18 protein-coding genes are annotated in these 20,211 nt (G+C 55.7%); 13 read left to right on the top strand and 5 right to left on the bottom strand.

Translation table 11 applies throughout. The features are described from left to right. Window positions 1–81: 81 nt before the first annotated feature. A complete protein-coding gene (gene aroC, locus QWJ10_RS14520; RefSeq protein WP_019365091.1) occupies window positions 82–1,173 on the bottom strand; it encodes a chorismate synthase in 1,092 nt (363 codons plus the stop codon). 175 nt (window positions 1,174–1,348) lie between these two features. On the opposite strand from aroC, the gene QWJ10_RS14515 reads away from it, so the two are divergent. Together QWJ10_RS14515 and QWJ10_RS14510 are read left to right on the top strand one after the other, a co-directional pair. Next, a complete protein-coding gene (locus tag QWJ10_RS14515) occupies window positions 1,349–2,314 on the top strand; it encodes an alpha/beta fold hydrolase (RefSeq protein WP_289927817.1) in 966 nt (321 codons plus the stop codon). A gap of 57 nt (window positions 2,315–2,371) precedes the next feature. Beyond that, complete coding sequence (locus QWJ10_RS14510; RefSeq protein ID WP_289927473.1) at window positions 2,372–3,178, top strand: hypothetical protein; 807 nt, start codon at window positions 2,372–2,374, stop codon at window positions 3,176–3,178. 181 nt (window positions 3,179–3,359) lie between these two features. Here the strand turns inward: QWJ10_RS14510 and QWJ10_RS14505 are convergent, their stop codons facing one another. Further along, window positions 3,360–4,853, bottom strand: a complete 1,494-nt coding sequence (locus QWJ10_RS14505) for a RimK family alpha-L-glutamate ligase (protein WP_019365094.1) — start codon at window positions 4,851–4,853, stop codon at window positions 3,360–3,362. Between the two features lie 198 nt (window positions 4,854–5,051). Here QWJ10_RS14505 and QWJ10_RS14500 point away from each other — a divergent pair, with 198 nt between their 5' ends. Together QWJ10_RS14500 and QWJ10_RS14495 are read left to right on the top strand one after the other, a co-directional pair. Then, entirely contained in the window at window positions 5,052–6,170 is a 1,119-nt protein-coding gene (locus QWJ10_RS14500; RefSeq protein ID WP_289927471.1) for a GNAT family N-acetyltransferase/peptidase C39 family protein, read from the top strand. Window positions 6,171–6,271: 101 nt separating this feature from the next. Continuing rightward, window positions 6,272–6,451, top strand: coding sequence for a hypothetical protein (locus tag QWJ10_RS14495; RefSeq protein ID WP_010797995.1), 180 nt, complete (start codon window positions 6,272–6,274; stop codon window positions 6,449–6,451). A gap of 77 nt (window positions 6,452–6,528) precedes the next feature. Here the strand turns inward: QWJ10_RS14495 and QWJ10_RS14490 are convergent, their stop codons facing one another. Both QWJ10_RS14490 and QWJ10_RS14485 read right to left on the bottom strand, forming a co-directional pair. Continuing rightward, a complete protein-coding gene (locus tag QWJ10_RS14490) occupies window positions 6,529–7,215 on the bottom strand; it encodes a CatB-related O-acetyltransferase (RefSeq protein WP_289927816.1) in 687 nt (228 codons plus the stop codon). A 115-nt stretch (window positions 7,216–7,330) separates the two neighbouring features. Next, entirely contained in the window at window positions 7,331–8,620 is a 1,290-nt protein-coding gene (locus tag QWJ10_RS14485; protein WP_010797993.1) for a mechanosensitive ion channel family protein, read from the bottom strand. A 211-nt stretch (window positions 8,621–8,831) separates the two neighbouring features. Here QWJ10_RS14485 and QWJ10_RS14480 point away from each other — a divergent pair, with 211 nt between their 5' ends. The 9 genes from QWJ10_RS14480 (at window position 8,832) to QWJ10_RS14440 (ending at window position 19,116) form a co-directional block, all read left to right on the top strand. After that, the gene (locus QWJ10_RS14480) at window positions 8,832–9,734 is read left to right on the top strand and encodes a helix-turn-helix domain-containing protein (RefSeq protein ID WP_037030876.1); all 903 of its coding nucleotides are present in this window, start codon (window positions 8,832–8,834) and stop codon (window positions 9,732–9,734) included. Window positions 9,735–10,024: 290 nt separating this feature from the next. Next, window positions 10,025–11,332 (top strand): sugar ABC transporter substrate-binding protein, encoded by a 1,308-nt coding sequence (locus tag QWJ10_RS14475; RefSeq protein ID WP_019365099.1) that lies wholly within the window; start codon window positions 10,025–10,027, stop codon window positions 11,330–11,332. A 116-nt stretch (window positions 11,333–11,448) separates the two neighbouring features. Continuing rightward, on the top strand, window positions 11,449–12,384 hold the full coding sequence (locus QWJ10_RS14470) for a sugar ABC transporter permease (RefSeq protein ID WP_289927462.1): 936 nt from the start codon (window positions 11,449–11,451) through the stop codon (window positions 12,382–12,384). 10 nt (window positions 12,385–12,394) lie between these two features. Beyond that, window positions 12,395–13,228 carry a carbohydrate ABC transporter permease gene (locus QWJ10_RS14465; protein ID WP_122042811.1) on the top strand — a complete coding sequence of 278 codons (834 nt, stop codon included), beginning with the start codon at window positions 12,395–12,397 and terminating at the stop codon, window positions 13,226–13,228. Between the two features lie 17 nt (window positions 13,229–13,245). After that, window positions 13,246–14,343: a sn-glycerol-3-phosphate ABC transporter ATP-binding protein UgpC gene (ugpC, locus tag QWJ10_RS14460; protein WP_197870222.1), complete on the top strand. Its 1,098-nt coding sequence runs from the start codon at window positions 13,246–13,248 to the stop codon at window positions 14,341–14,343. 48 nt (window positions 14,344–14,391) lie between these two features. Continuing rightward, a complete protein-coding gene (locus QWJ10_RS14455) occupies window positions 14,392–15,873 on the top strand; it encodes a mannitol dehydrogenase family protein (RefSeq protein ID WP_239380554.1) in 1,482 nt (493 codons plus the stop codon). 63 nt (window positions 15,874–15,936) lie between these two features. Continuing rightward, entirely contained in the window at window positions 15,937–17,442 is a 1,506-nt protein-coding gene (xylB, locus tag QWJ10_RS14450) for a xylulokinase (protein WP_289927445.1), read from the top strand. A 74-nt stretch (window positions 17,443–17,516) separates the two neighbouring features. Beyond that, window positions 17,517–17,942, top strand: coding sequence for an HPF/RaiA family ribosome-associated protein (locus QWJ10_RS14445; protein ID WP_010797985.1), 426 nt, complete (start codon window positions 17,517–17,519; stop codon window positions 17,940–17,942). Between the two features lie 112 nt (window positions 17,943–18,054). Continuing rightward, window positions 18,055–19,116, top strand: a complete 1,062-nt coding sequence (locus tag QWJ10_RS14440) for an oxidoreductase (protein WP_289927443.1) — start codon at window positions 18,055–18,057, stop codon at window positions 19,114–19,116. On the opposite strand, the gene QWJ10_RS14435 is transcribed toward QWJ10_RS14440, so the two are convergent. Continuing rightward, entirely contained in the window at window positions 19,117–20,157 is a 1,041-nt protein-coding gene (locus QWJ10_RS14435; RefSeq protein WP_289927441.1) for an acyltransferase, read from the bottom strand. Window positions 20,158–20,211 lie beyond the last annotated feature (54 nt).

Raw genomic sequence — 20,211 nt, 5'->3', positions numbered from 1 at the left:
ATCAGCGGCGTGCCTATTCATGCAGCTGCCCTCAACGGGCAGGCTGCAGTTGAACCTGTCTATAGGCTGATAAGCCCGCAATCAGAGCTGACCCAGGACAGGCGTTCCTACGTGTACATCCGCATTCTGGGCACGATGTCGCAGGTAGTGATCCATCAGGACGAGCGCCATCATCGCCTCGGCAATCGGGGTGGCCCGAATACCAACGCAAGGATCGTGGCGGCCCTTGGTTATCACATCAACGGGCTGGCCATTCACATCAATGGAGCGGCCAGACGTGGTAATGCTTGAGGTAGGCTTGAGCGCCAGATGCGCTACGATCGGCTGCCCGGAGGAAATGCCTCCCAGTACACCGCCGGCGTTGTTGCTGAGAAAGCCTTCGGGGGTCAGCTCATCGCGGTGCTCGGTGCCCCGCTGCGCTACACTGGCAAATCCGGCACCAATCTCAACGCCTTTCACGGCGTTGACGCTCATGAGTGCATAAGCCAGCTCGGCATCCAGGCGATCGAAAATCGGCTCACCCAGGCCCGGCGGAACGCCGTCGGCCACGACCGTGACCCGGGCACCTACCGAGTCCTGATCGCGACGCAGCTGATCCATGTACGCTTCCAGCTCTGGCACCTTGTCTGGATCAGGACAGAAGAACGCATTCTCCTCCACACTATCCCAGGTCTTGAACGGAATTTCGATAGGACCGAGCTGGCTCATGTAGCCCCGGACACGGATGCCCTTGGTCGCCAGAAACTTCTTGGCAATGGCGCCAGCCGCAACCCGCATGGATGTTTCACGAGCAGAGCTGCGGCCACCGCCACGGTAGTCACGCAACCCGTATTTATGGTGATAGGTATAGTCCGCGTGAGCTGGGCGGAACAGGTCCTTGATGGCAGAGTAGTCCTTTGACTTCTGGTCGGTGTTGCGAATCAGCAAAGCGATAGGCGTACCCGTGGTGACGCCTTCGAACACGCCAGACAGGATCTCGACCTCATCCGGCTCCTGGCGCTGGGTAGTATGCCGACTGGTGCCCGGCTTGCGACGGTCCAGATCATGTTGAAGGTCAGCCAACGCCAACGGCAGCCCCGGTGGGCATCCGTCTACAATCGCGACCAGCCCGGGCCCATGGCTCTCGCCAGCCGTGGTAACAGTGAACAATGTGCCAAAGGTATTGCCGGACATGTCGCAAAGCTCCGCAGAATCGATGGACCGGAGCCTATCCAGCGCCGGCACAGAAAGCGAACGAGTATACCTTCTGGCTTTCCCGAGTTCATCTTTAGAACCCTAACCGTTACGCTGCGTCCAATTACGGGTTACCGGAACCGTCCGGTGCCCTTTGTTTATGGTCATGAGTGTTGTGATGTCCCGTCTGCTTGTTCTGCTGTGTTGCCTTCTGACGCTACCCGCATTCGCGGCCAGGGGGCCGATCCTGTATCACCCTATCAACCTTGAGACGGCCAACGGAACGCTGTATGGCAGCTTGGTCATGCCGGAAAGTCACAAGCCACAGCCGGTAGCTCTTATCATTGCAGGTTCCGGGCCTACAGACCGTGACGGCAATAACCCCATGGCGCGTAACTTTGCCTTGAAACGCCTGGCCGAGGCCCTGGCTGAGAACGGTCTTGCCAGCGTTCGCTATGACAAGCGTGGCGTTGCACAAAGTACGCCTGCTGCGCCACGGGAAGAAGACTTGAGCGTCCCACGCTATGTTGCAGATATCGTCGCGTGGTCGAAAAAGCTCCACTCAGACCCGCGTTTTACAAAACTGATCCTGATCGGCCATAGCGAAGGCGCCCTCATGGCCAGCCTCGCTGCCAACGATGCAGATGCCGATGCCCTGATTACCTTGTCGGGAAGTGGCCGCCCCATCGACGACGTGTTGCGCGAGCAGTTAGCAACCAAGCTATCCCCTCCGCTGCTGGCCAGCGCACAATGGATCATGGATCAGCTGGATAAAGGCCAGATGCAGCTTCAGGTACCGGAGCCCCTGATGGTACTGTTCCGCCCCAGCGTTCAGCCTTACCTGATCACCCTCTTCCGGGAGAATCCCGCCCTGGCCTTCGCTCAGGTCAAGGCTCCGGCATTGATCATCCAGGGCAAGCATGACATTCAGGTAGACATCAAGGATGCCGAGGCGCTTAAACGGGCAAGGCCCGAGGCCGAGCTGGCACTGATTCCCGGCATGAATCATATGCTCAGAATCACGCCAGCCAATGTCGAAGCTCAGCTTTCCACCTACAACAACCCCAATCTTCCATTAGCGGGCGAATTGGTGGAGCGAATGACCGCCTTCATTCAGGAAAAAGTCTCTAGTCCACGCTAATTTGGCCGATATAGCGATTTGAATTACCCCATGCGGAGGTAGAAAAGGATCGCGGCTATGACTGAAACCGATATTGAAGAACCCACTACCGCCGAGGAAACCGCCCCTGAGAAGCAGACGCATCCCTGGGCCGAGCTCGGACCGGAACATTTTTACCTGCTGCGTCTGACACCATTGCCCACGGATCGTATTACCGGGCCTCGCCCGCTGCGCTTTGTGCAGTTTGGCAAGGCCGAACGGCATGGAGACGATCTGAGCGTTTTGTCGTTGAGCATTCAGCTGCCCGGACAGCGCGTTCACCGTGATCAAAACTTCCTGAATATCTGGGCTGATCACGAGAACAAAGAGATCCGCTTCACCGCCGAACCCGGCGGACTTGAAGGCGGACTGTTGCAAGTCGAACCATCCAATCGTGGCGTGGGACGCTTTCTGTTGGCCCAGGGAATTGCATGGGCCAAGGCCAAATGGGGGCACTACAAGGTGGCCAACCTTGACCTGCCAGCCCGTGATGGATTCGTAGAAGATATGCGCAAGCGCCGCGACCATGCGCTGGAAGCCCAGGGCTTTACCCTTACCTATCTTGAAGGGCAAACACTCAAGGCCATTTGCAGCGCGCCCAAGGCCAGCGAGCTGAAAAGCGAATGGAACATGGATAAGGTGCAAGTGCTTTCTCTGCTGGATGTAGGTAGCATGCTGGAACAGGCCGACAAGAACCTGCATGAGCGTGACCTCAGCCTGTTCAAGCTGCAGGAGCAGATTGCCGCCTACCGTCGTGACGACGCGGGCCTCAAGTTCACCATGGCGTGCCTGACGGCGTTCTGTCTCTTCGAGGCCGGGCTGCTGATCTGGATGGTGTTTCATTGAGCCAAAAGGCTTCAGGCGTTACAGCTACGCCTGAAGCCGATGTTTTCGGCACATGCTTACCGGGGATTGAAAACCCTCTTTCCACGGCGGGCCGATCCAGGGATAAAAGCTATGCTTTGGTTAAATCTCCGACCGCATTGTGGGCACTTTAGCGTCCAAGTGTTTTCATGAGCATCAACAATCACCAACGCTGACCGTTGCGCTGCAACTCCAACCGGCGGATGAACTCCTCCAGGATCAATGCATACAGATCATCCTTCAGGACGGCATCCTCGATCCCTGAGTCGATATTGGGATTGTCGTTGACCTCAATGACCGCCATTCGCTCGCCCGCCTGCTTGAGGTCAACGCCGTACAGGCCGTCGCCGATAAGGTTGGCAGTACGAACCGCCAGCTCGACCACTTCATGAGGTGCCTCCTGAATCGGTACGGTACGAAAGTCACCACTGCTCTCGACCGCACCGGCGCTGTGATCGTAGATCTGCCAATGCCCTTTCGACATGAAGTACTGACAGGCAAAGATCGGCTCCTGGTTGAGCACGCCTATGCGCCAGTCATAGTCGGTATAAAAGAACTCCTGGGCCAGGAGCAGTACGGAGCGCTCGAACAACTCGGCGCTCGCCTTGTTCAACTCCTCCTGATTGGAGACCTTCATAACGCCACGCGAGAACGAGCCATCCGGAATCTTTAGCACCAGCGGAAAGCCCAGCCGCTCCCCTACCGTTGCCAACTGGGCGGCATTGTCCTTGTACAGGATTTCCGTCTTGGGCATGTCCAGCTTGTGTGCTTTGAGCAAATCCGCCAGATAGACTTTATTGGTGCATCGCAGGATCGAGCGGGGATCATCCATTACCACCAACCCCTCGCTTTCCGCTTTTTTGGCGAAACGATACGTGTGGTGATCAATGGCAGTTGTCTCACGGATAAACAGCGCATCGAACTCCGAAAGACGCGAGTAATCCTTTTTCTCGATCAACTCAACATCGATTCCCAGACGTTTGCCAATCCGGACAAAGCTCTTCAGAGCCTTGGCATCAGAAGGCGGGAACGCTTCTTTCGGGTCATGCAGAATGGCCATTTCGAAACGATATTTTTCTCTTACGCGCGGCTTGAGCCAGACCTGCCGACTAAAACCATCCAGGGCATTGGCAAAAAGGTCTTCCTGAGCTTCGTGCAGCTTGTGTATGGCTCCCAGCTTGACGCCCCCAATATGCCAGCCCTCACGATTGCGGCGAAAATCCACGAGCAGCAGTGGACTGGGGAAGGCTTCAAACAGCTGGCGGGCCAGATCCTGCAAGGCTTCGATATCGGTTCGCCCAAAGTACAGGGTCAACGTGAATCCATCAGCACTGGCGTAGGGATGGCCTTTCAAGGCCTTGCTCAACAACCTGTCGAGATCTTCCAGAGCCAAGTTATAGATGGATTTACGGGAGAGCTCACTGATGGTGCGAACGGAGGGAATTACCTTGTGACCCCGGGCCTCTGCCAGTAATGAGCAGTAATACCCGTGCCCCAGGTACTTCTGGTTACGGCACAGGTTGATGACCTGCACGCGCTTGCCGTTATCTTGCTCATTTGACTGCTCAAGGTATTCCTGGGCAGTGATAACGTCTTCGCTCGGATAATAGGATGACCAATCCTCCTTGCGCTCGACGATGATATACAGCTTGCTCACGACACCTCCTCGGTGCAGATAATCGCCTTGGGAGCCTATTACCAACGTTCCTGTCAAACGACTCAGGTTCGGTCTGTACCAATAAGGTGGACAGACGAAAACTACGTAACACAGCCTCCATTAACCGCGGCTTAACCGCACTGCTGAGGACCGAGCGACTGTCTCTGAGGCGCTTGACCTGGCTAGGGATTCACACAAATGAATTTCACGCTACGCCCTGCTGTTCATGAGGACCTCAACGCACTGGTTGAGCTGGAGAAACGGTGCTTTAAATACGACCGCCTTTCGCGGCGCAATTTCCAATGGATGCTGACTCGAGCCAATGCCTCTCTCACGCTGGTGGAAGAGACTGGAAATACCCTGGGGTACGCCTTGGTTCTGTTTCACCAAAACACCTCCCTGGCGCGGCTGTATTCCATTGCCATCGACCCGGCAGCTCGAGGGCACAAGCTTGGGCAGCGCCTGCTCGAGGCGGCGGAGGCCTGTGCCATTGAGCGGGACTGTGCGTACATGCGTCTGGAGGTGCGCCCGGACAATACTGCAGCCATTGCCCTGTATGAACGCAATGGCTATCTCCCTTTTGCAACCGTCGATGACTATTACGAAGATCACAGTCAGGCGCTGCGCTTCGAGAAACGTATCCGGCAGCCCGGTGAAGGCCGGCTACGCAAGGTACCCTTCTATAGACAGACCACGGATTTCACTTGCGGCCCGGCCTCGCTTCTGATGGCCATGGGCGCGCTGGAGCCTGGACGCCCGCTGGAGCGCTGGGAAGAGTTACGTCTCTGGCGTGAGGCTACCACCATTTACATGACTGCCGGCCACGGTGGCTGCGGGCCACACGGCTTGGCCCTGGCCGCCCGACGCCGCGGCTTTCGTGTGAAGTTGCAGGTTAACACCCGCGGCCCTCTTTTCCTGGAAGGCGTACGCAGCGAAGAAAAACGTGACGTGATGCGGCTGGTGCATGAGGACTTCAGCCGGGAACTCAAACAGACTGATATTGAACGCCTGATTCGAACAAAGCTGAATATTCCACAAATCATTGCCGACGGTGGTCTGCCATTGGTGTTGATCAGCAGCTTTCGCCTTATCCAGACCAAAGGCCCTCACTGGATCGCTGTAACCGGTTGCGACGAAGACTTCATTTACTTCCACGACCCAGACGTAGACCATAGCCAACATCGTCGGGAGCTGGACTGCCAACACATTCCGGTCAGTCATGCCGAGTTCGACAAACTCAGCCGCTTCGGCAAGAGCAAGCTGCGGGCTGCGGTGATCCTGTATCCTCCAGCCCCAGTGAAAAAGCCGGCAGCGTAAGGCAGTAGCGTACCGCTTCAGCGCCATAAGCCGGCTTCAATTTTAAGGTAGAAAAAGACGCTTGGTAACAACATTGACGCTGTTTCTAAAACGGAGCTCCTATGAGCACTTGGGTTCTTCTTGTGGTGACCCTTTTGAATACAACCAATCCTCATACCGATAAGGGCAGCTCGCCCATGGTCGCCATGCAGGAGTTCAATTCCCAGAAGACCTGCATGGATGCGCGGACCCAGCTGATAAAAATGAACCCCTCCATTAGTGCGTCCTGCGTTCTCAAGTAACCAGCTCCTCTGACATAGCATGGTAATCTGCCGCAAAAGCGGCTAGGACGCCTGTCAGACGAGTTCTGGCAAATGAGTCAGCACACTCGACACCCTTTTCGGGTAATTTCCACCGTTTTGTATGCTGCTGGCGGTACGCTGCCGGATACATGCTGCACGAAACGCTCTGGATCATCGAAAGGAAGCTGCCTGAGCGCCTCCGGGCTGAGCGTCCACCATTGAGACGCCAATAATCGTTCAATAAGCTCAGGCGCAAAGCGGTATCGAATGATCCTGGCCGGAGAACCCCCTACGATGGCATAAGGCGGCACATCCTTAGTAACCAGTGCTCGGGCAGCGATAACCGCACCGGTACCCACCGAGAGCCCATCCATAATCATGGCATCACGGCCAATCCATACATCATGGCCAATGACGCTCATCTTCTGCCTGCCTTGGTAAGGTAGCCCCGCCTCATCGGACGCGAACGGATGAGAAGTTGCCCAATGAACGGGATGGGTATCCCGCTCCTGTCCGATCAGAACGTTGTTGCCAATCGAGCAAAAACGCCCGATAGACTGGACCAGATATAGCTCGCTGCCGCCTCGAATATAGGTATAGGCTCCAACAGAAAGATGACGGGCAGCCACATCCACAGGACCGATCGAAACATGCTCTTCCAGTAGCAATGTGGTTCTGCTACTGAGGCCAAGAGGTCCGTTCGACAGCTTGCAGCCCTGCTTTCTGAGCCAGCGTTTCCAGTAGGCATTTCTGAATTCTTTTATCACGGCACCCTCTCAACCACCCGACACGCAAGCTGGAGCGTTGGCTTGACCCAGACACTCCGTCGCTAGCTAGTATTACCCAGGTTGCACCGTCAAAGGTAAAAAGCGTCCCGGCCTATCGTATGGTCAGATGCTTGTCATCCAGCGAAGTTACCGCGTTGATCGGATGATCCGACGTCAGAAAGGCACGCATGTCCGCCCCGCTGGGTTGTTGATAGATACGAAGCCCAAACTCCGGCAGGATCGCCAGCAAATGATCGAAAATATCGCTCTGGATATTCTCGTACTGCGCCCAGATCACCGTATTGGTAAAGCAGTACACCTCCAGGGGTAAACCGCTGGAAGTAGGATCGAGCTGGCGAACCAGTAGGGTCATGTCCTGCCGAAGCCCGGGATGACTACGCAGGTAACGCTCCACATATACCCGAAATGTACCCAGGTTGGTAATGCGACGCGTGTTGACAGGCTCCTGACCGCGCTCAGCCAGCTTATCATTCCACTCCTTCAGCTCCTTCTGCTTGTTGTCCAGGTAGTCCGCCAGCAAGCTGAAACGATGCAGATGTCGATACTCATCACCATCGATGAAATGCACGCTCTGCTGATCCAGAAACAGGCTGCGCTTGATGCGGCGACCGCCGGATTCTTGCATGCCGCGGTAGTTCTTGAACGCGTCGGAGATGAATCGCTTGGTAGGAATCGTGGTAATCGTCTTGTCGAAGTTCTGCACTTTAACCGTGTGCAAAGCGATATCGATGACATCCCCACTGGCGTTGAGCTGGGGCATCTCTATCCAGTCACCGATGCGCACGATGTCCCCGGATGAGATCTGTACGCTGGCCACCAGTGACAGGAGCGTATCCTGGAAGATCAATAGCAGCACAGCAGCCATCGCGCCCAGTCCAGACAGAAGAATCAATGGCGAGCGATCAATCAGCGTGGCGATGATCAGAATGGATGCCAGGCAGAATATGCCGATCTTGAGGACCTGGATGTACCCCTTGATCGGCCGAAATCGCGCATCGGGACGGCGCTGGTAAACCGCATTGACAATATCGAGCAGATTACTGATCGCCAACACGATAGTAAGGATAATGAACGCGCTACACACGTTCCCAACTACTGTGACCAACGCCTCCGGCAGGCCGGGCACTGCGAGTATACCTGTCGAAAGGATCAAAGCTGGCACGACATTAGCCAGGCGCGCGATCATCGGGGTATTGGTGACCTCGCTTTTAAGACCCAGCGAAGCACTGCTTAATAGCCGGTAAACACCCTTCACTAGAATACGCTTCACAATCCAGTTACATAACCAGGCAGCCAGCAGCAGCAAGGTCAGGCAGAACAGCGTGTAGAGCTCGGGATAGTTCCTGAGCCAGTTTAACGAGGCATCTAGATAAGTAGTCATAATCTTTGCTTTTTAGAGTCGCACCATCCTGATCCGGACGGCGGGGAGGCGTTACGGTAGCAAAATGCAACCGGCTTCTGTATGACCGGCGACAAACCGGCGTTACCTGACCCGGCATGGCCGTATCGTTGAGTCGCTAAAGACATTTCGGAGGAAGCGGACTATGCTGCGGTGGCCTTTTCCGTATAACCACAACACCACGGACCCGGCCATGACTCGACCTTTGCGCAAACGCGATCCGTCGTATGAACTGATGGACGACCTTAGCGGCCATTCGGTGATCTACCGCGAGCACGGTTTCCCCTGCCCTCTGGTTCGCTGGCATTTTCACAAGGAATACGAGCTGCATCTGATCATAGCCAGCTCGGGCACAGCCTTCATTGGCGACTATATCGGCAGCTTTTATCCTTACAGCCTGTTCTTGACCGGTCCTAACCTGCCCCATAACTGGATCAGCCAAGTAGCGGAAGGTGAGGTCGTCGACAAGCGCGACATGCTGGTTAACTTTACCGATGAGACGCTTGAAAACGCGGCGACAGTCTTTCCTGAACTCAATGCACTGAACCCGCTGCTTGAGCGCGCCCGTTTCGGCATTCAGTTCCACTGTTCGCGCACCATCAATGAATCGGCAGATCTTCTGCAGCGTATTGCCGAGACGCGGGGTGCCAGCCGTCTGGGTCACTTTTTCGTACTGATGGAACTGCTGGCGACCTGTGAGGATTATCACCTGCTGAGCGGCGCGCCGATTCGTTCGGAAGACGACGAACATACGCTGGACCGTACCAACAAGGCGCTTAACTTCATCTTCGAACGCTACACCAGTGAGCTCACGCTTGAGGAAGCAGCAGAGCACCTGGGCATGACGCCTACCTATTTTTCCCGCTTCTTTCGCAAGGCTACCGGGCGGTGCTTTATTGAATTTGTGAACAGCCTGCGTATCAGCAAATCCTGCGAGCTGTTATCGCAAAGCGAAAAGGCCGTGACAGACGTCTGTTTCGAGTCAGGCTTCAATAACATTTCCAATTTCAATCGCCGCTTCCAGCAAATGAAAGGCATGACGCCTACGCATTATCGGCGCCTCACGGTAAAACGCTTGACCGAGCAGAACGTATAAACCGGGTCCAGGCGACTGCTCATTGCCTGCCAATACCTTGCAATTTCTGTCACGCAGGCTCAACGCCAAAAACGCGCCAAGCCCTACTGCAGAGCGTTCTGTTGCTATTTCACACGCAAAAATCACTCGCTAACAAGTGCAAAAAAGTATCAGTCTGAGTGTGTTTTCGCATTTGTCTACCGCTTAACTTAAGAGGTGTAATCAATCGAACACGCTCCTCCTGTTTCGCAGTCTGGGGGTTAAAACAACAATAAGAGCTTCTGTCGCTACGGCGCAGAAGGGAGTGCGACATGAACATGCTATTGAAAGCGCTTTTCGCTACAGCCGGAATTTGTGCCGTCACCTATGCTCAGGCCGCCACGGTCACCATCGCCACCGTTAACAACAGCGATATGATTCGGATGCAACGGCTCTCCAAAACCTTTGAAGAGCAGCATCCGGATATCAAACTCAATTGGGTAGTCCTTGAAGAAAACGTACTTCGCCAACGCCTGACGACTGACATTGCCACGCAGGGCGGTCAATTCGATGTGCTGACCATTGGCATGTACGAAACCGGTCTCTGGGGCGCCAAAGGCTGGCTGGAACCTATGAAAGACCTGCCAGCCGACTATGATGTAAACGATCTGTTTCCTTCGGTACGAGAAGGTTTGTCCGTCAAGGGCACGCTGTATGCCTTGCCGTTCTATGCGGAAAGCTCAATTACCTACTACCGTAAGGACCTCTTCAAGGACGCCGGGCTGACCATGCCCGAGCAGCCAACCTGGGAACAGCTCGGTGGATTTGCCGCCAAACTTCACCATCCTGACAAGGATCAGTATGGCATTTGCCTGCGCGGCAAGGCTGGCTGGGGTGAAAACATGGCGCTGATCGGCACCATGGCCAATGCGTTCGGTGCACGCTGGTTCGATGAAAAGTGGCAGCCGGAATTCACTGGCCCGGAATGGACCAAGGCCGCCAACTTTTATGTCGATACGATGAAGAAGTACGGCCCTCCCGGTGCGTCCAGCAACGGCTTCAACGAAAACCTGGCGCTGTTCAACAGCGGCAAGTGCGCCCTATGGGTGGATGCCAGCGTGGCCGGGTCTTTTACGACCGATAAATCGCAAAGCAAGGTGGCTGACCAGGTGGGCTTTGCCGCCTCCCCAACGCAGGTAACCGATAAAGGTTCGTCTTGGCTTTATGCTTGGTCCCTGGCGATTCCTTCCAGCTCCAAAAACAAGGAAGCTGCACAGTCCTTTGTGACATGGGCGACGTCCAAGCAATACGCCACCTTGGTAGCTGACAAGGAAGGTATTGCCAACGTCCCGCCAGGTACGCGCAAGTCTACATACAGCGAGGCCTATATGCAGGCCGCACCCTTCGCCAAGGTATCCCTGTCCATGCTGGAAAAGGCCGACCCGGCGCATCCCGCTGCCAAGCCTGTTCCTTATGTGGGTATTCAGTACGTAACCATTCCTGAGTTCCAGGCTATCGGCACCTCGGTGGGCAAGTTGTTCTCGGCGGCACTGACCGGACAGATGCCCGTGCAACAGGCGTTGCAGGCTGCCCAGCAGTCGACCTCTCGCGAAATGAAACGCGCGGGTTATCCCAAATAGCTTAACCGGTTCGGCGTGGCCGTAATGGCTGCGCCGCTTCAGGACAAGCCTGGCCTGACAGCTCTCTGGATGGCCGCCCTGTAGACCTCTCGCTGCAACGGTTCGGAGCGACTGTCATGAGTACAACCACGTTGAAAAGCCCCGTCTCTACCCAGGCACGAGCTCGTGAGCACACCGCCCGCAAGCGCCGGACCAGCCCCGGCTGGTTTCTGGTCAGCCCGTCGGTCCTGCTACTTCTGCTCTGGATGATCGTGCCACTGGGCATGACCATCTACTTCTCGCTAATTCGCTATAACCTGCTCTACCCCGGTGAGAATGACTTTGTCGGTCTGGAGAATTTCGAATACTTCATCACCGACACCGGTTTCATGCCGGGCATGACCAACACCCTGCTACTGGTGGGCAGTGTCTTGTTGATCAGTGTGATACTGGGCGTACTGATTTCAGCGCTTCTGGAAGCCACCGAGTTCTGGGGGCGCGGGATTGTACGGGTCTTGCTGATTTCCCCTTTCTTCATCATGCCTACCGTCAGCGCACTGATTTGGAAGAACCTCATCTTCCATCCGGTTTCAGGCATTCTCGCCGCCGTCTGGAAGTTTTTTGGCGCACAGCCAATCGACTGGCTGGCAAATTATCCATTGCTGTCGATCATCTTGATCGTGTCCTGGCAATGGCTGCCCTTCGCCATTCTTATCCTGATGACCGCCATGCAGTCGCTTGATCAGGAGCAGAAAGAAGCAGCACGGCTGGACGGCGCCGGCCCGCTTGCCATTTTTTGGCACCTCACCCTGCCCCATCTGGCGCGTCCCATTGCCGTCGTGGTGATGATCGAAACGATCTTTCTACTTTCGGTCTTCGCTGAGATCTTTACCACCACCAGTGGCGGCCCTGGCTTCGCGTCTACCAACCTTGCGTATCTGATCTATAACCAGGCACTTCTGCAATTCGATGTAGGCATGGCCTCGGCAGGCGGATTGATCGCTGTCGTGATCGCCAACATTGCCGCCATCATCCTGGTTCGGATGCTTGGCAAGAACCTGACCCAACAGTGAGGATGCGACCATGATGACGCTCAAGCAATCTCGTCGCCTGCACAGTGCCATTCTCGGCACGCTGGCCTGGATCATTGCGCTGGTGCTGTTCTTTCCAATCTTCTGGATGATCCTCACCAGCTTCAAGACTGAAATCGATGCCTTTGCAACCCCTCCGCAGTTCATCTTCATGCCCACGCTGGAGAATTATCTGCACATTCAGGAGCGCAGCGATTACTTTCATTTTGCCTGGAACTCCGTCGCTATCTCCTTTGGTTCTACGGTGCTGGGCTTACTGCTGGCGGTTCCAGCGGCGTACTCCATGGCCTTCCATGAGACGCGCCTGACCAAGCAGACATTGCTCTGGATGCTTTCGACCAAGATGTTACCGGCCGTAGGCGTTCTCATGCCGATCTACCTGATGACCAAGAGCCTGGGCCTGCTCGATACCAAGCTTTCGCTGATCATCATCTATACGCTGATCAACCTGCCCATCATGGTCTGGATGGTCTACACCTACTTTAAGGATATTCCCAAGGACATCCTGGAAGCCGCTCGCCTGGATGGCGCCACCACCTTTCAGGAAATCGTCAGGGTTCTTCTGCCCATCAGCAAAGGGGGCCTGGCGTCGACGGTCCTGCTGTCGCTAATCCTGTGCTGGAACGAAGCGTTCTGGTCACTCAACCTCACATCGTCCAACGCCGCGCCACTGACTGCCCTGATCGCGTCCTACTCAAGTCCGGAAGGCTTGTTCTGGGCCAAGCTGTCTGCCGTCTCGACACTGGCCTGCGCACCTATCCTGATTTTCGGCTGGATCAGTCAGAAGCAACTCGTACGCGGCCTGTCCTTCGGCGCCGTCAAATAAGAACAAGAGGATTTTCCATGGCTACGTTAAAGATTCGTAACCTGCGTAAAGGCTTTGACTCCATCGAGATCATCAAGGGTGTCGACCTGGATATCAACGACCGTGAATTCGTGGTGTTTGTCGGTCCTTCCGGTTGCGGCAAGTCCACGCTGCTGCGCCTGATTGCCGGCCTTGAAGATGTCACCAGCGGCACCATCGAGCTGGACGGCCGTGACATTACCGAAGTCAGCCCCGCCAAACGGGATCTGGCCATGGTGTTCCAGACCTATGCGCTTTACCCCCATATGACGGTGCGCAAGAACATGTCGTTCGCGCTGGATCTGGCGGGAATTGCCAAAAGCGAAATAGAGAAGAAAGTTGACGAGGCGGCACGTATCCTCGAATTGGGTCATTTGCTTGAACGCAAGCCCCGCCAGCTCTCCGGCGGCCAACGCCAGCGTGTCGCCATTGGCCGCGCCATCGTACGCAATCCAAAGGTCTTTCTCTTCGACGAGCCCCTGTCCAACCTGGACGCTGCCTTGCGTGTCCAGATGCGCCTGGAACTGGCCAGGCTGCACCAGGAACTCAAGGCGACCATGATCTATGTCACCCACGATCAGGTCGAAGCCATGACGCTGGCAACCAAAGTGGTAGTGCTCAACGGCGGCCGTATCGAACAGGTCGGCTCGCCGCTGGACCTCTACCATCACCCTGCCAATCTCTTCGTCGCAGGTTTTCTGGGCACACCCAAGATGGGCTTCCTGAAAGCCAAGGTCATCCATACCAGCGCTCAGGTGACGGAAATCGAGCTGGCCAGCGGACCTCGACTGCGTCTGCCACGTGACGGCAGAGCATTGGCAGTCGGCCACGAAGTCACCCTAGGTATTCGTCCTGAGCATCTCGTCATAGACCCTCATGGTCAGCTGCCCGTGGTCACGGACGTAACCGAGCGCCTGGGCAGCGATACGTACTGTCACATGACCACGCCGTCTGACGAACCCCTCACCGTACGCGTACCGGGAGACTTTTCCGGTGCCTATGGCGAGCGGCTCAAGCTGGCCGTTGATGTGAGCCACTGTCATCTCTTCGATGAGCATGGGCAGGCCGTAAGCCGTGCCCTGCAACAAGCCGCCTGATCAACTGAATTCGCGTGGCTCAATAGGGCCACACCTGGAGACACCTGCATGAAACTCAATCGCCAGAATCTTGCACAGCTGACAGACCCGATCCGCACGCCAAGCTACGTGCCATGTCAGACCCGGCATGGCATTGCTCACATCGGCGTTGGTGGCTTTCATCGAGCCCATCAGGCCATCTATACCGAAGCCCTTCTCAATCAGGGCGAGGCGCTGGACTGGTCCATTTGTGGGGTGGGATTGCGCAGTGAAGACCGCGCCATGCGCGACACTCTAGCCGAGCAGGACTATCTCTATACGCTTTTCGAGCTGGGCGACACGCCAGATCTTGAAGTCCGTGTTGTGGGGGCAATCAGCGAGATGCTGCTGGCAGAAGACAGTGCCCAGGCACTGATCAATAAACTGGCCCATCACCATATTCGCATCGTTTCGCTGACCATCACCGAGGGCGGCTACTGCATGGACGATAGCACCGGCGAGTTCAACGATGAACTTCCGCTGGTCCAGCATGACATCGCCCACCCGGAGGATCCTAAAACGGTTTTCGGATTTCTGCTGGCGGCCTTGTGCAAACGCCGTTGCGAAGGCATACCCCCTTTCACCATCATGTCCTGCGACAACATTCCTCATAATGGCGACGTCACCCGGCGAATGCTGCTGTCCTTTACCAAACTGGTAGACAAGGAGCTGGCGGACTGGATCGCCAAAAACGTCTCCTTTCCTAACGCGATGGTCGACCGTATCACCCCTATGACCAGCACCGCGCACAAGCAAAAGCTAAAGGACAGCTACGGCATCGAAGATGCCTGGCCGGTTGCGTGTGAGCCCTTCATGCAATGGGTACTGGAAGACAAATTCGTCAATGGCCGACCGGCTTGGGAAAAGGTAGGTGTTCAGTTCACTGACGACGTTACGCCCTATGAGGAGATGAAAATCAAGCTGCTCAATGGCAGCCATCTTGCCCTTACCTACCTGGGTTTTCTCAAGGGATATCGTTTTGTTCACGAGACCATGAATGACCCACTATTCGTTCAGTACATTCGTGATTACATGAACAAGGATGTTACCCCGCAGCTCGCCCCTGTTCCCGGTATTGATCTGGAAGCCTACAAGGACAAGCTGATCGAGCGCTTTTCCAACCAGGCGATTGCCGATCAGCTGGAGCGCGTCTGCTCGGATGGATCGTCCAAGTTTCCCAAGTTCACCATTCCCACTATCAATCGTCTGATTGCCGACAAGCAGAACCTGGATCGCGCCTCCCTCGTCGTGGCCGCCTGGGCGCTTTATCTCAAAGGCGTAGACGAGCGCGGTGAAACCTATCGTATTCCTGATCCCCGCGCCGACTTCTGCCAGTCCCTGGTCAGAAACGATCAGCGCCTAACCGAGCAGCTGCTGGGGGTTGAAGAAATCTTTGGAACCTCTATTCCAAAGTCCGCCGCTTTTATTGCCTCCTTCGAACGTAACCTCGCCAGCCTGAAAACCTTAGGCGTAGAGAAAACCCTGGAAAATCTTCTGAAGTCAGACAGGTGATCCCTAGGCTCTAGAGACAAACGCGTCCGGAGCCTCTCAGTACGAACAACAGCGAGACTACACATGTTTCTTGGTATTGATTGCGGTACACAAGGCACCAAGGCCGTCATTCTCGACTCAGCTACGGGCCAGATCCTGGGGGAAGGCTCCGCGGCCCACGACATGGTCAGCGGGCCCAACGGTCGTCGTGAGCAGTTGCCTGAACAGTGGGTCCAGGCATTTGAAACGGCTACACAGCAAGCACTCGCTCATGCTGGCCTGCCAGGAAACGCTCTCCGGGGTATCGGAATATCAGGTCAACAACATGGGCTGGTATTACTTGACAGTGAAGGCCAAGTGCTCCGCCCTGCCAAGCTGTGGTGCGACACCGAGTCAACACTAGAGAACGAGGAGCTGCTTGATTACCTGGGCGGGCCTGCCGGTTCGCTGGAACGTCTTGGTATAGCCATTGCGCCGGGCTATACCGTATCCAAGCTTCGATGGACACAAAAATACTTTCCCGACCTCTTCGCCCGCATCGCTCATATTCTGCTTCCCCATGACTACCTGAATTACTGGCTCACCGGCCGTTGCTGTACCGAGTTTGGCGATGCGTCAGGGACAGGCTACTTCGATGTGCGGTCCCGGCAGTGGGATAACGACCTGCTTCTGCACCTTGATCCGACTGGACGCTTGATGAAGGCTCTGCCTGAACTCATCGAGGCCCATCAGCCTGTCGGCACGCTGCTTCCACCGGTTGCCAAGCGGCTGGGTCTGAATGAGCACGTCATCGTGTCCAGTGGCGGTGGGGATAACATGATGGGAGCAATCGGCACCGGAAACAGTCAGGAAGGCCTTATTACCATGAGCCTGGGCACTTCCGGAACGGTATACGCCTACTCTGCTAGCCCCCGCGTCAGCCCGCATGCATCTGTCGCAACGTTTTGCTCTTCGACTGGCGGCTGGCTGCCGCTGATCTGCACCATGAACCTGACAAACGCAAGCGGCGCGCTACGCGAGCTTTTGGACATCGACCTGCATACCTTCAACCGCCTTGTCGAACAGGCACCCATTGGGGCTGAGGGTATTACGGTTCTACCTTTCCTGAACGGCGAGCGCGTCCCTTCCCTGCCTACTGCTACGGCGAGCCTGCTGGGCCTGACCGCCTCCAACCTTACCCGTGCCAACCTGTGCCGTGCGATGATCGAAGGCGTAACCTTTGGCCTGCGCTATGGGCTGGACTTGCTGCGCGACACCGGCATGCACAGCCAGACCATTCGCCTGATTGGCGGAGGAGCCAAAAGCCCTGTCTGGCGGCAGCTGGTGGCAGATATCATGGATACGCCGGTCATCAGCACCCTTCACACCGAAGCGGCGGCCCTTGGCGGTGCCATACAGGCAGCATGGTGCTGGTCTTCTCAGCATGACTCGGCAGACACCCTTGAATCGCTGAGCAAACGCTGCGTGCAGCTGGACGAAGCATCGCACGTCTCTCCTGATCCCGACCGTGCGCGTGCCTATGAAGCTGTCTACCAGCGTTATCGGCACCAGCTCCATGCCTTGCATGGCGAAGTACTTGGCATCCATTAGTCTTTAAAAGATGAACCTCCTACTGCCGAGCCCGTCCTATTAGATAGGCACGTCAAAAAACATGAGGATGTGGTATGCAAGTCCAAGTGAACACCAATCAGATCGAAGGCAGTGCCGAGCTGCAAGAATGGGTAGGTTCTGCTGTTGTCGATCGCCTGGAGCGTTTCGAAGATCTCTTGACCCGCGTTGAAATTCACTTGAGCGATGAGAATGCTCAAAAATCCGGAGCGGAAGATAAGCGTTGTCAGATCGAAGCCCGTCCCAAGGGGTACCGCTCGATCTCAGTGACTCATAAAGCCGAAGCGCTAGACCTTGCCGTAGATGGCGCTGCAGAAAAAATGCGACACGCCCTTGAACACCTCACCGGAAAACTTGATGCAAAGGTTACGTCTACCGGCCACATCGACGACCCGATTAATCTGGAAGATTCACAGGAATTTACCGACTCGCTTCTGCAGGACGACTTCCTGGCCAAGCAGGCAGCGTTAGGTAAGGAATAACGTATCTCCTACCTTGCCGCGGGAGAGAATTGTTTCCTCCCGCGGCTTTCTTATCGATAGTGTCCAGCCTGGCTATACTGCGACTTCATCTCAGTCAATGTATTAGTTCATCATGGATACGCAGGTTCGAGTTGCTCTCATCGGTTATGGCTTTGTAGGGGAAATCTTTCATGCCCCTCTCATCGAAAGCGTCGATGGCCTTCTTCTGACGCATATTGCCTCTCGCCAGCTCGATAAGATTCGCTCTCAACGCCCTCATACCAATGTCATCAGTGATTATCACGCTGCAGTAACGCATCCTGAGGTCGATCTGGTGGTCCTGGCCACGCCCAACGATACCCATGCAACACTGGCTGAAGCAGCCTTGCGAGCGGGTAAGCATGTTGTGGTGGACAAGCCCTTTACACTGACGCTTCACGAAGCACGCCAGCTGGCAGACATTGCTCAGGCAGAAAATAGATTTCTGTCCGTTTTTCAGAATCGCCGCTGGGACAGTGACTTCCTGGGCGCTCAGGAGCTGATAAACAGCAATCGTTTGGGTGAGATCGCCGTGTATGAATCGCGTATCGAACGCTTCCGGCCCGAGGTTAGGCAACGCTGGCGTGAAAGTGATGGACCGGGCAGCGGCCTGTGGTACGACCTGGGGCCGCATTTGGCGGATCAGGCACTCTGCCTGTTTGGTGTACCGCACCGTGTAACTGCCCAGCTTGTAAAGCAGCGGCAAGGCGCACTGGCGGATGACTGGTTTCACGTCGTACTCGACTATGGACGTACTCAGGCGATCCTGCAGGCCGGAATGTTGAGCGCTGGAGGATCGCCCCGTTTCATGATCCAGGGTACACAGGCCAGCTGGCTGAAGCGTGGCGCTGATCGTCAGGAGGACGCATTACGTCAGGGTATTTTGCCGGGCGGAGAACATTGGGGCCTGGATGAGGATGCCGGACAGCTGTTCTATGCCGACGGCACTCAAGAGCTTGTAGCGGTGCCCACAGGGGATCATCGTCGTTATTACCAAGGCGTGATCAGTGCGTTACGGGGTGAGGCAGAAAACCCGGTTACGCCAGCCCAGGCGTGCTCACTCATGGCTGTCATCGAGGCTGTCCAGCGCTCTGCAAAAAAAGGGATCAGCGTTGTGCCCGACTTTAGCGAAGCCGAGCGCAACGCTTGGCGCTGATCAGCGAGCCCGCGATTCCAGGGTCTCGGCAATACGCGCCGGGACCGCTTCCAATGCCGTCTTAACCTTGCGGGTCATTCGACGCTCGATGAATTCAAAACTGAGCCATGACAACACGAGAATGATCGGCAAGCACAGCAGCAGGGTTTCATAGGGATTCAACCCCACCTGATGATGTAGCCAGTAGTCGCCCAGCCATAGGACGATGACGTGGATGAGATAGACCGAGTAGGACCAATCACCCAACGCCTTGAGAACCCGATTACCCGCAAACAGTGGCTCCATTGCGATGCAGCTGGCTACCAGCAAGGCGCTGAAAACACCCCAAGTCAGCAAACGCCAGTCATTACCGGCATCAAAATGCAGAATCGTGGCTATCGAAAATCCTGCAACCAGTGGCGCTAACTTCAGACTTTGCGGTATGAACCCCTTTCGGTACAGCACACCGATACCCATGCCCAACAAGAACTCATACATGATGGGATTATGGTAGAAATGGCTGATAAAAGGCTGCTCTGCTGACGCAACGCTGACCCCAACCACCAGAAGCGATACAACCCAGAGTCGCCAGCGTTCCGGCACTTTGAATGACAGTGCAAACAGCAGATAGAACAGCATTTCATAATTTAACGTCCATCCTACCGGCAGCGTGGGATACAAACCGAATCCTCCGGGATTCTGGCTCGGAATGAAAAACAGCGATAGCAATAGCTCCTTGCTTGCCACTCCATAAACAGGCATCACATCCGCCGCAAAATAAATGATGGCAGCGGTAATACCGGTATAAAGCCAATAGGCGGGCACTATTCGCGCGATCCTATTCACCATGAACCGGAACGTGGGCATGGCTCGACCTGCTGTCGAGATATAGATCACGAACCCACTGAGCACAAAAAAGATATCGACTCCCACTTGCCCTCGCGTCGAGAGCAGATGGCCGACCAGGGTGTCGGACCGGAAATCAAAGAAGACCTGCATGAAGTGATGAAACACCACGAGCCAGGCTGCCAGAGCCCTTAGCGCTTGAAGCGAAACCAACATTGAAAGCGTTTGCCTCCTTGAAGCCCATTGATGCGGATAGGACTGCTGCAGCAT

The sequence above is a fragment of the Pseudomonas sp. WAC2 genome, assembly GCF_030403525.1.
GTDB classification, from domain to species: Bacteria; Pseudomonadota; Gammaproteobacteria; order Pseudomonadales; family Pseudomonadaceae; genus Chryseomonas; species Chryseomonas luteola.
The sequence above is the reverse complement of the archived record's forward strand: the minus strand, read 5'-3'. Positions and strand labels throughout refer to the sequence as shown.

Bases quoted from the DNA above. Each gene is read 5' to 3' on its own strand.
- QWJ10_RS14435 (WP_289927441.1), bottom strand. From the start codon at position 20,157: ATGTTGGTTTCGCTTCAAGCGCTAAGGGCTCTGGCAGCCTGGCTCGTG.
- QWJ10_RS14495 (WP_010797995.1), top strand. From the start codon at position 6,272: ATGAGCACTTGGGTTCTTCTTGTGGTGACCCTTTTGAATACAACCAAT.
- QWJ10_RS14500 (WP_289927471.1), top strand. From the start codon at position 5,052: ATGAATTTCACGCTACGCCCTGCTGTTCATGAGGACCTCAACGCACTG.
- aroC (WP_019365091.1), bottom strand. From the start codon at position 1,173: ATGTCCGGCAATACCTTTGGCACATTGTTCACTGTTACCACGGCTGGC.
- ugpC (WP_197870222.1), top strand. From the start codon at position 13,246: ATGGCTACGTTAAAGATTCGTAACCTGCGTAAAGGCTTTGACTCCATC.
- QWJ10_RS14470 (WP_289927462.1), top strand. From the start codon at position 11,449: ATGAGTACAACCACGTTGAAAAGCCCCGTCTCTACCCAGGCACGAGCT.
- QWJ10_RS14465 (WP_122042811.1), top strand. From the start codon at position 12,395: ATGATGACGCTCAAGCAATCTCGTCGCCTGCACAGTGCCATTCTCGGC.
- QWJ10_RS14485 (WP_010797993.1), bottom strand. From the start codon at position 8,620: ATGACTACTTATCTAGATGCCTCGTTAAACTGGCTCAGGAACTATCCC.
- QWJ10_RS14475 (WP_019365099.1), top strand. From the start codon at position 10,025: ATGAACATGCTATTGAAAGCGCTTTTCGCTACAGCCGGAATTTGTGCC.
- xylB (WP_289927445.1), top strand. From the start codon at position 15,937: ATGTTTCTTGGTATTGATTGCGGTACACAAGGCACCAAGGCCGTCATT.
- QWJ10_RS14455 (WP_239380554.1), top strand. From the start codon at position 14,392: ATGAAACTCAATCGCCAGAATCTTGCACAGCTGACAGACCCGATCCGC.
- QWJ10_RS14480 (WP_037030876.1), top strand. From the start codon at position 8,832: ATGACTCGACCTTTGCGCAAACGCGATCCGTCGTATGAACTGATGGAC.
- QWJ10_RS14445 (WP_010797985.1), top strand. From the start codon at position 17,517: ATGCAAGTCCAAGTGAACACCAATCAGATCGAAGGCAGTGCCGAGCTG.
- QWJ10_RS14440 (WP_289927443.1), top strand. From the start codon at position 18,055: ATGGATACGCAGGTTCGAGTTGCTCTCATCGGTTATGGCTTTGTAGGG.
- QWJ10_RS14510 (WP_289927473.1), top strand. From the start codon at position 2,372: ATGACTGAAACCGATATTGAAGAACCCACTACCGCCGAGGAAACCGCC.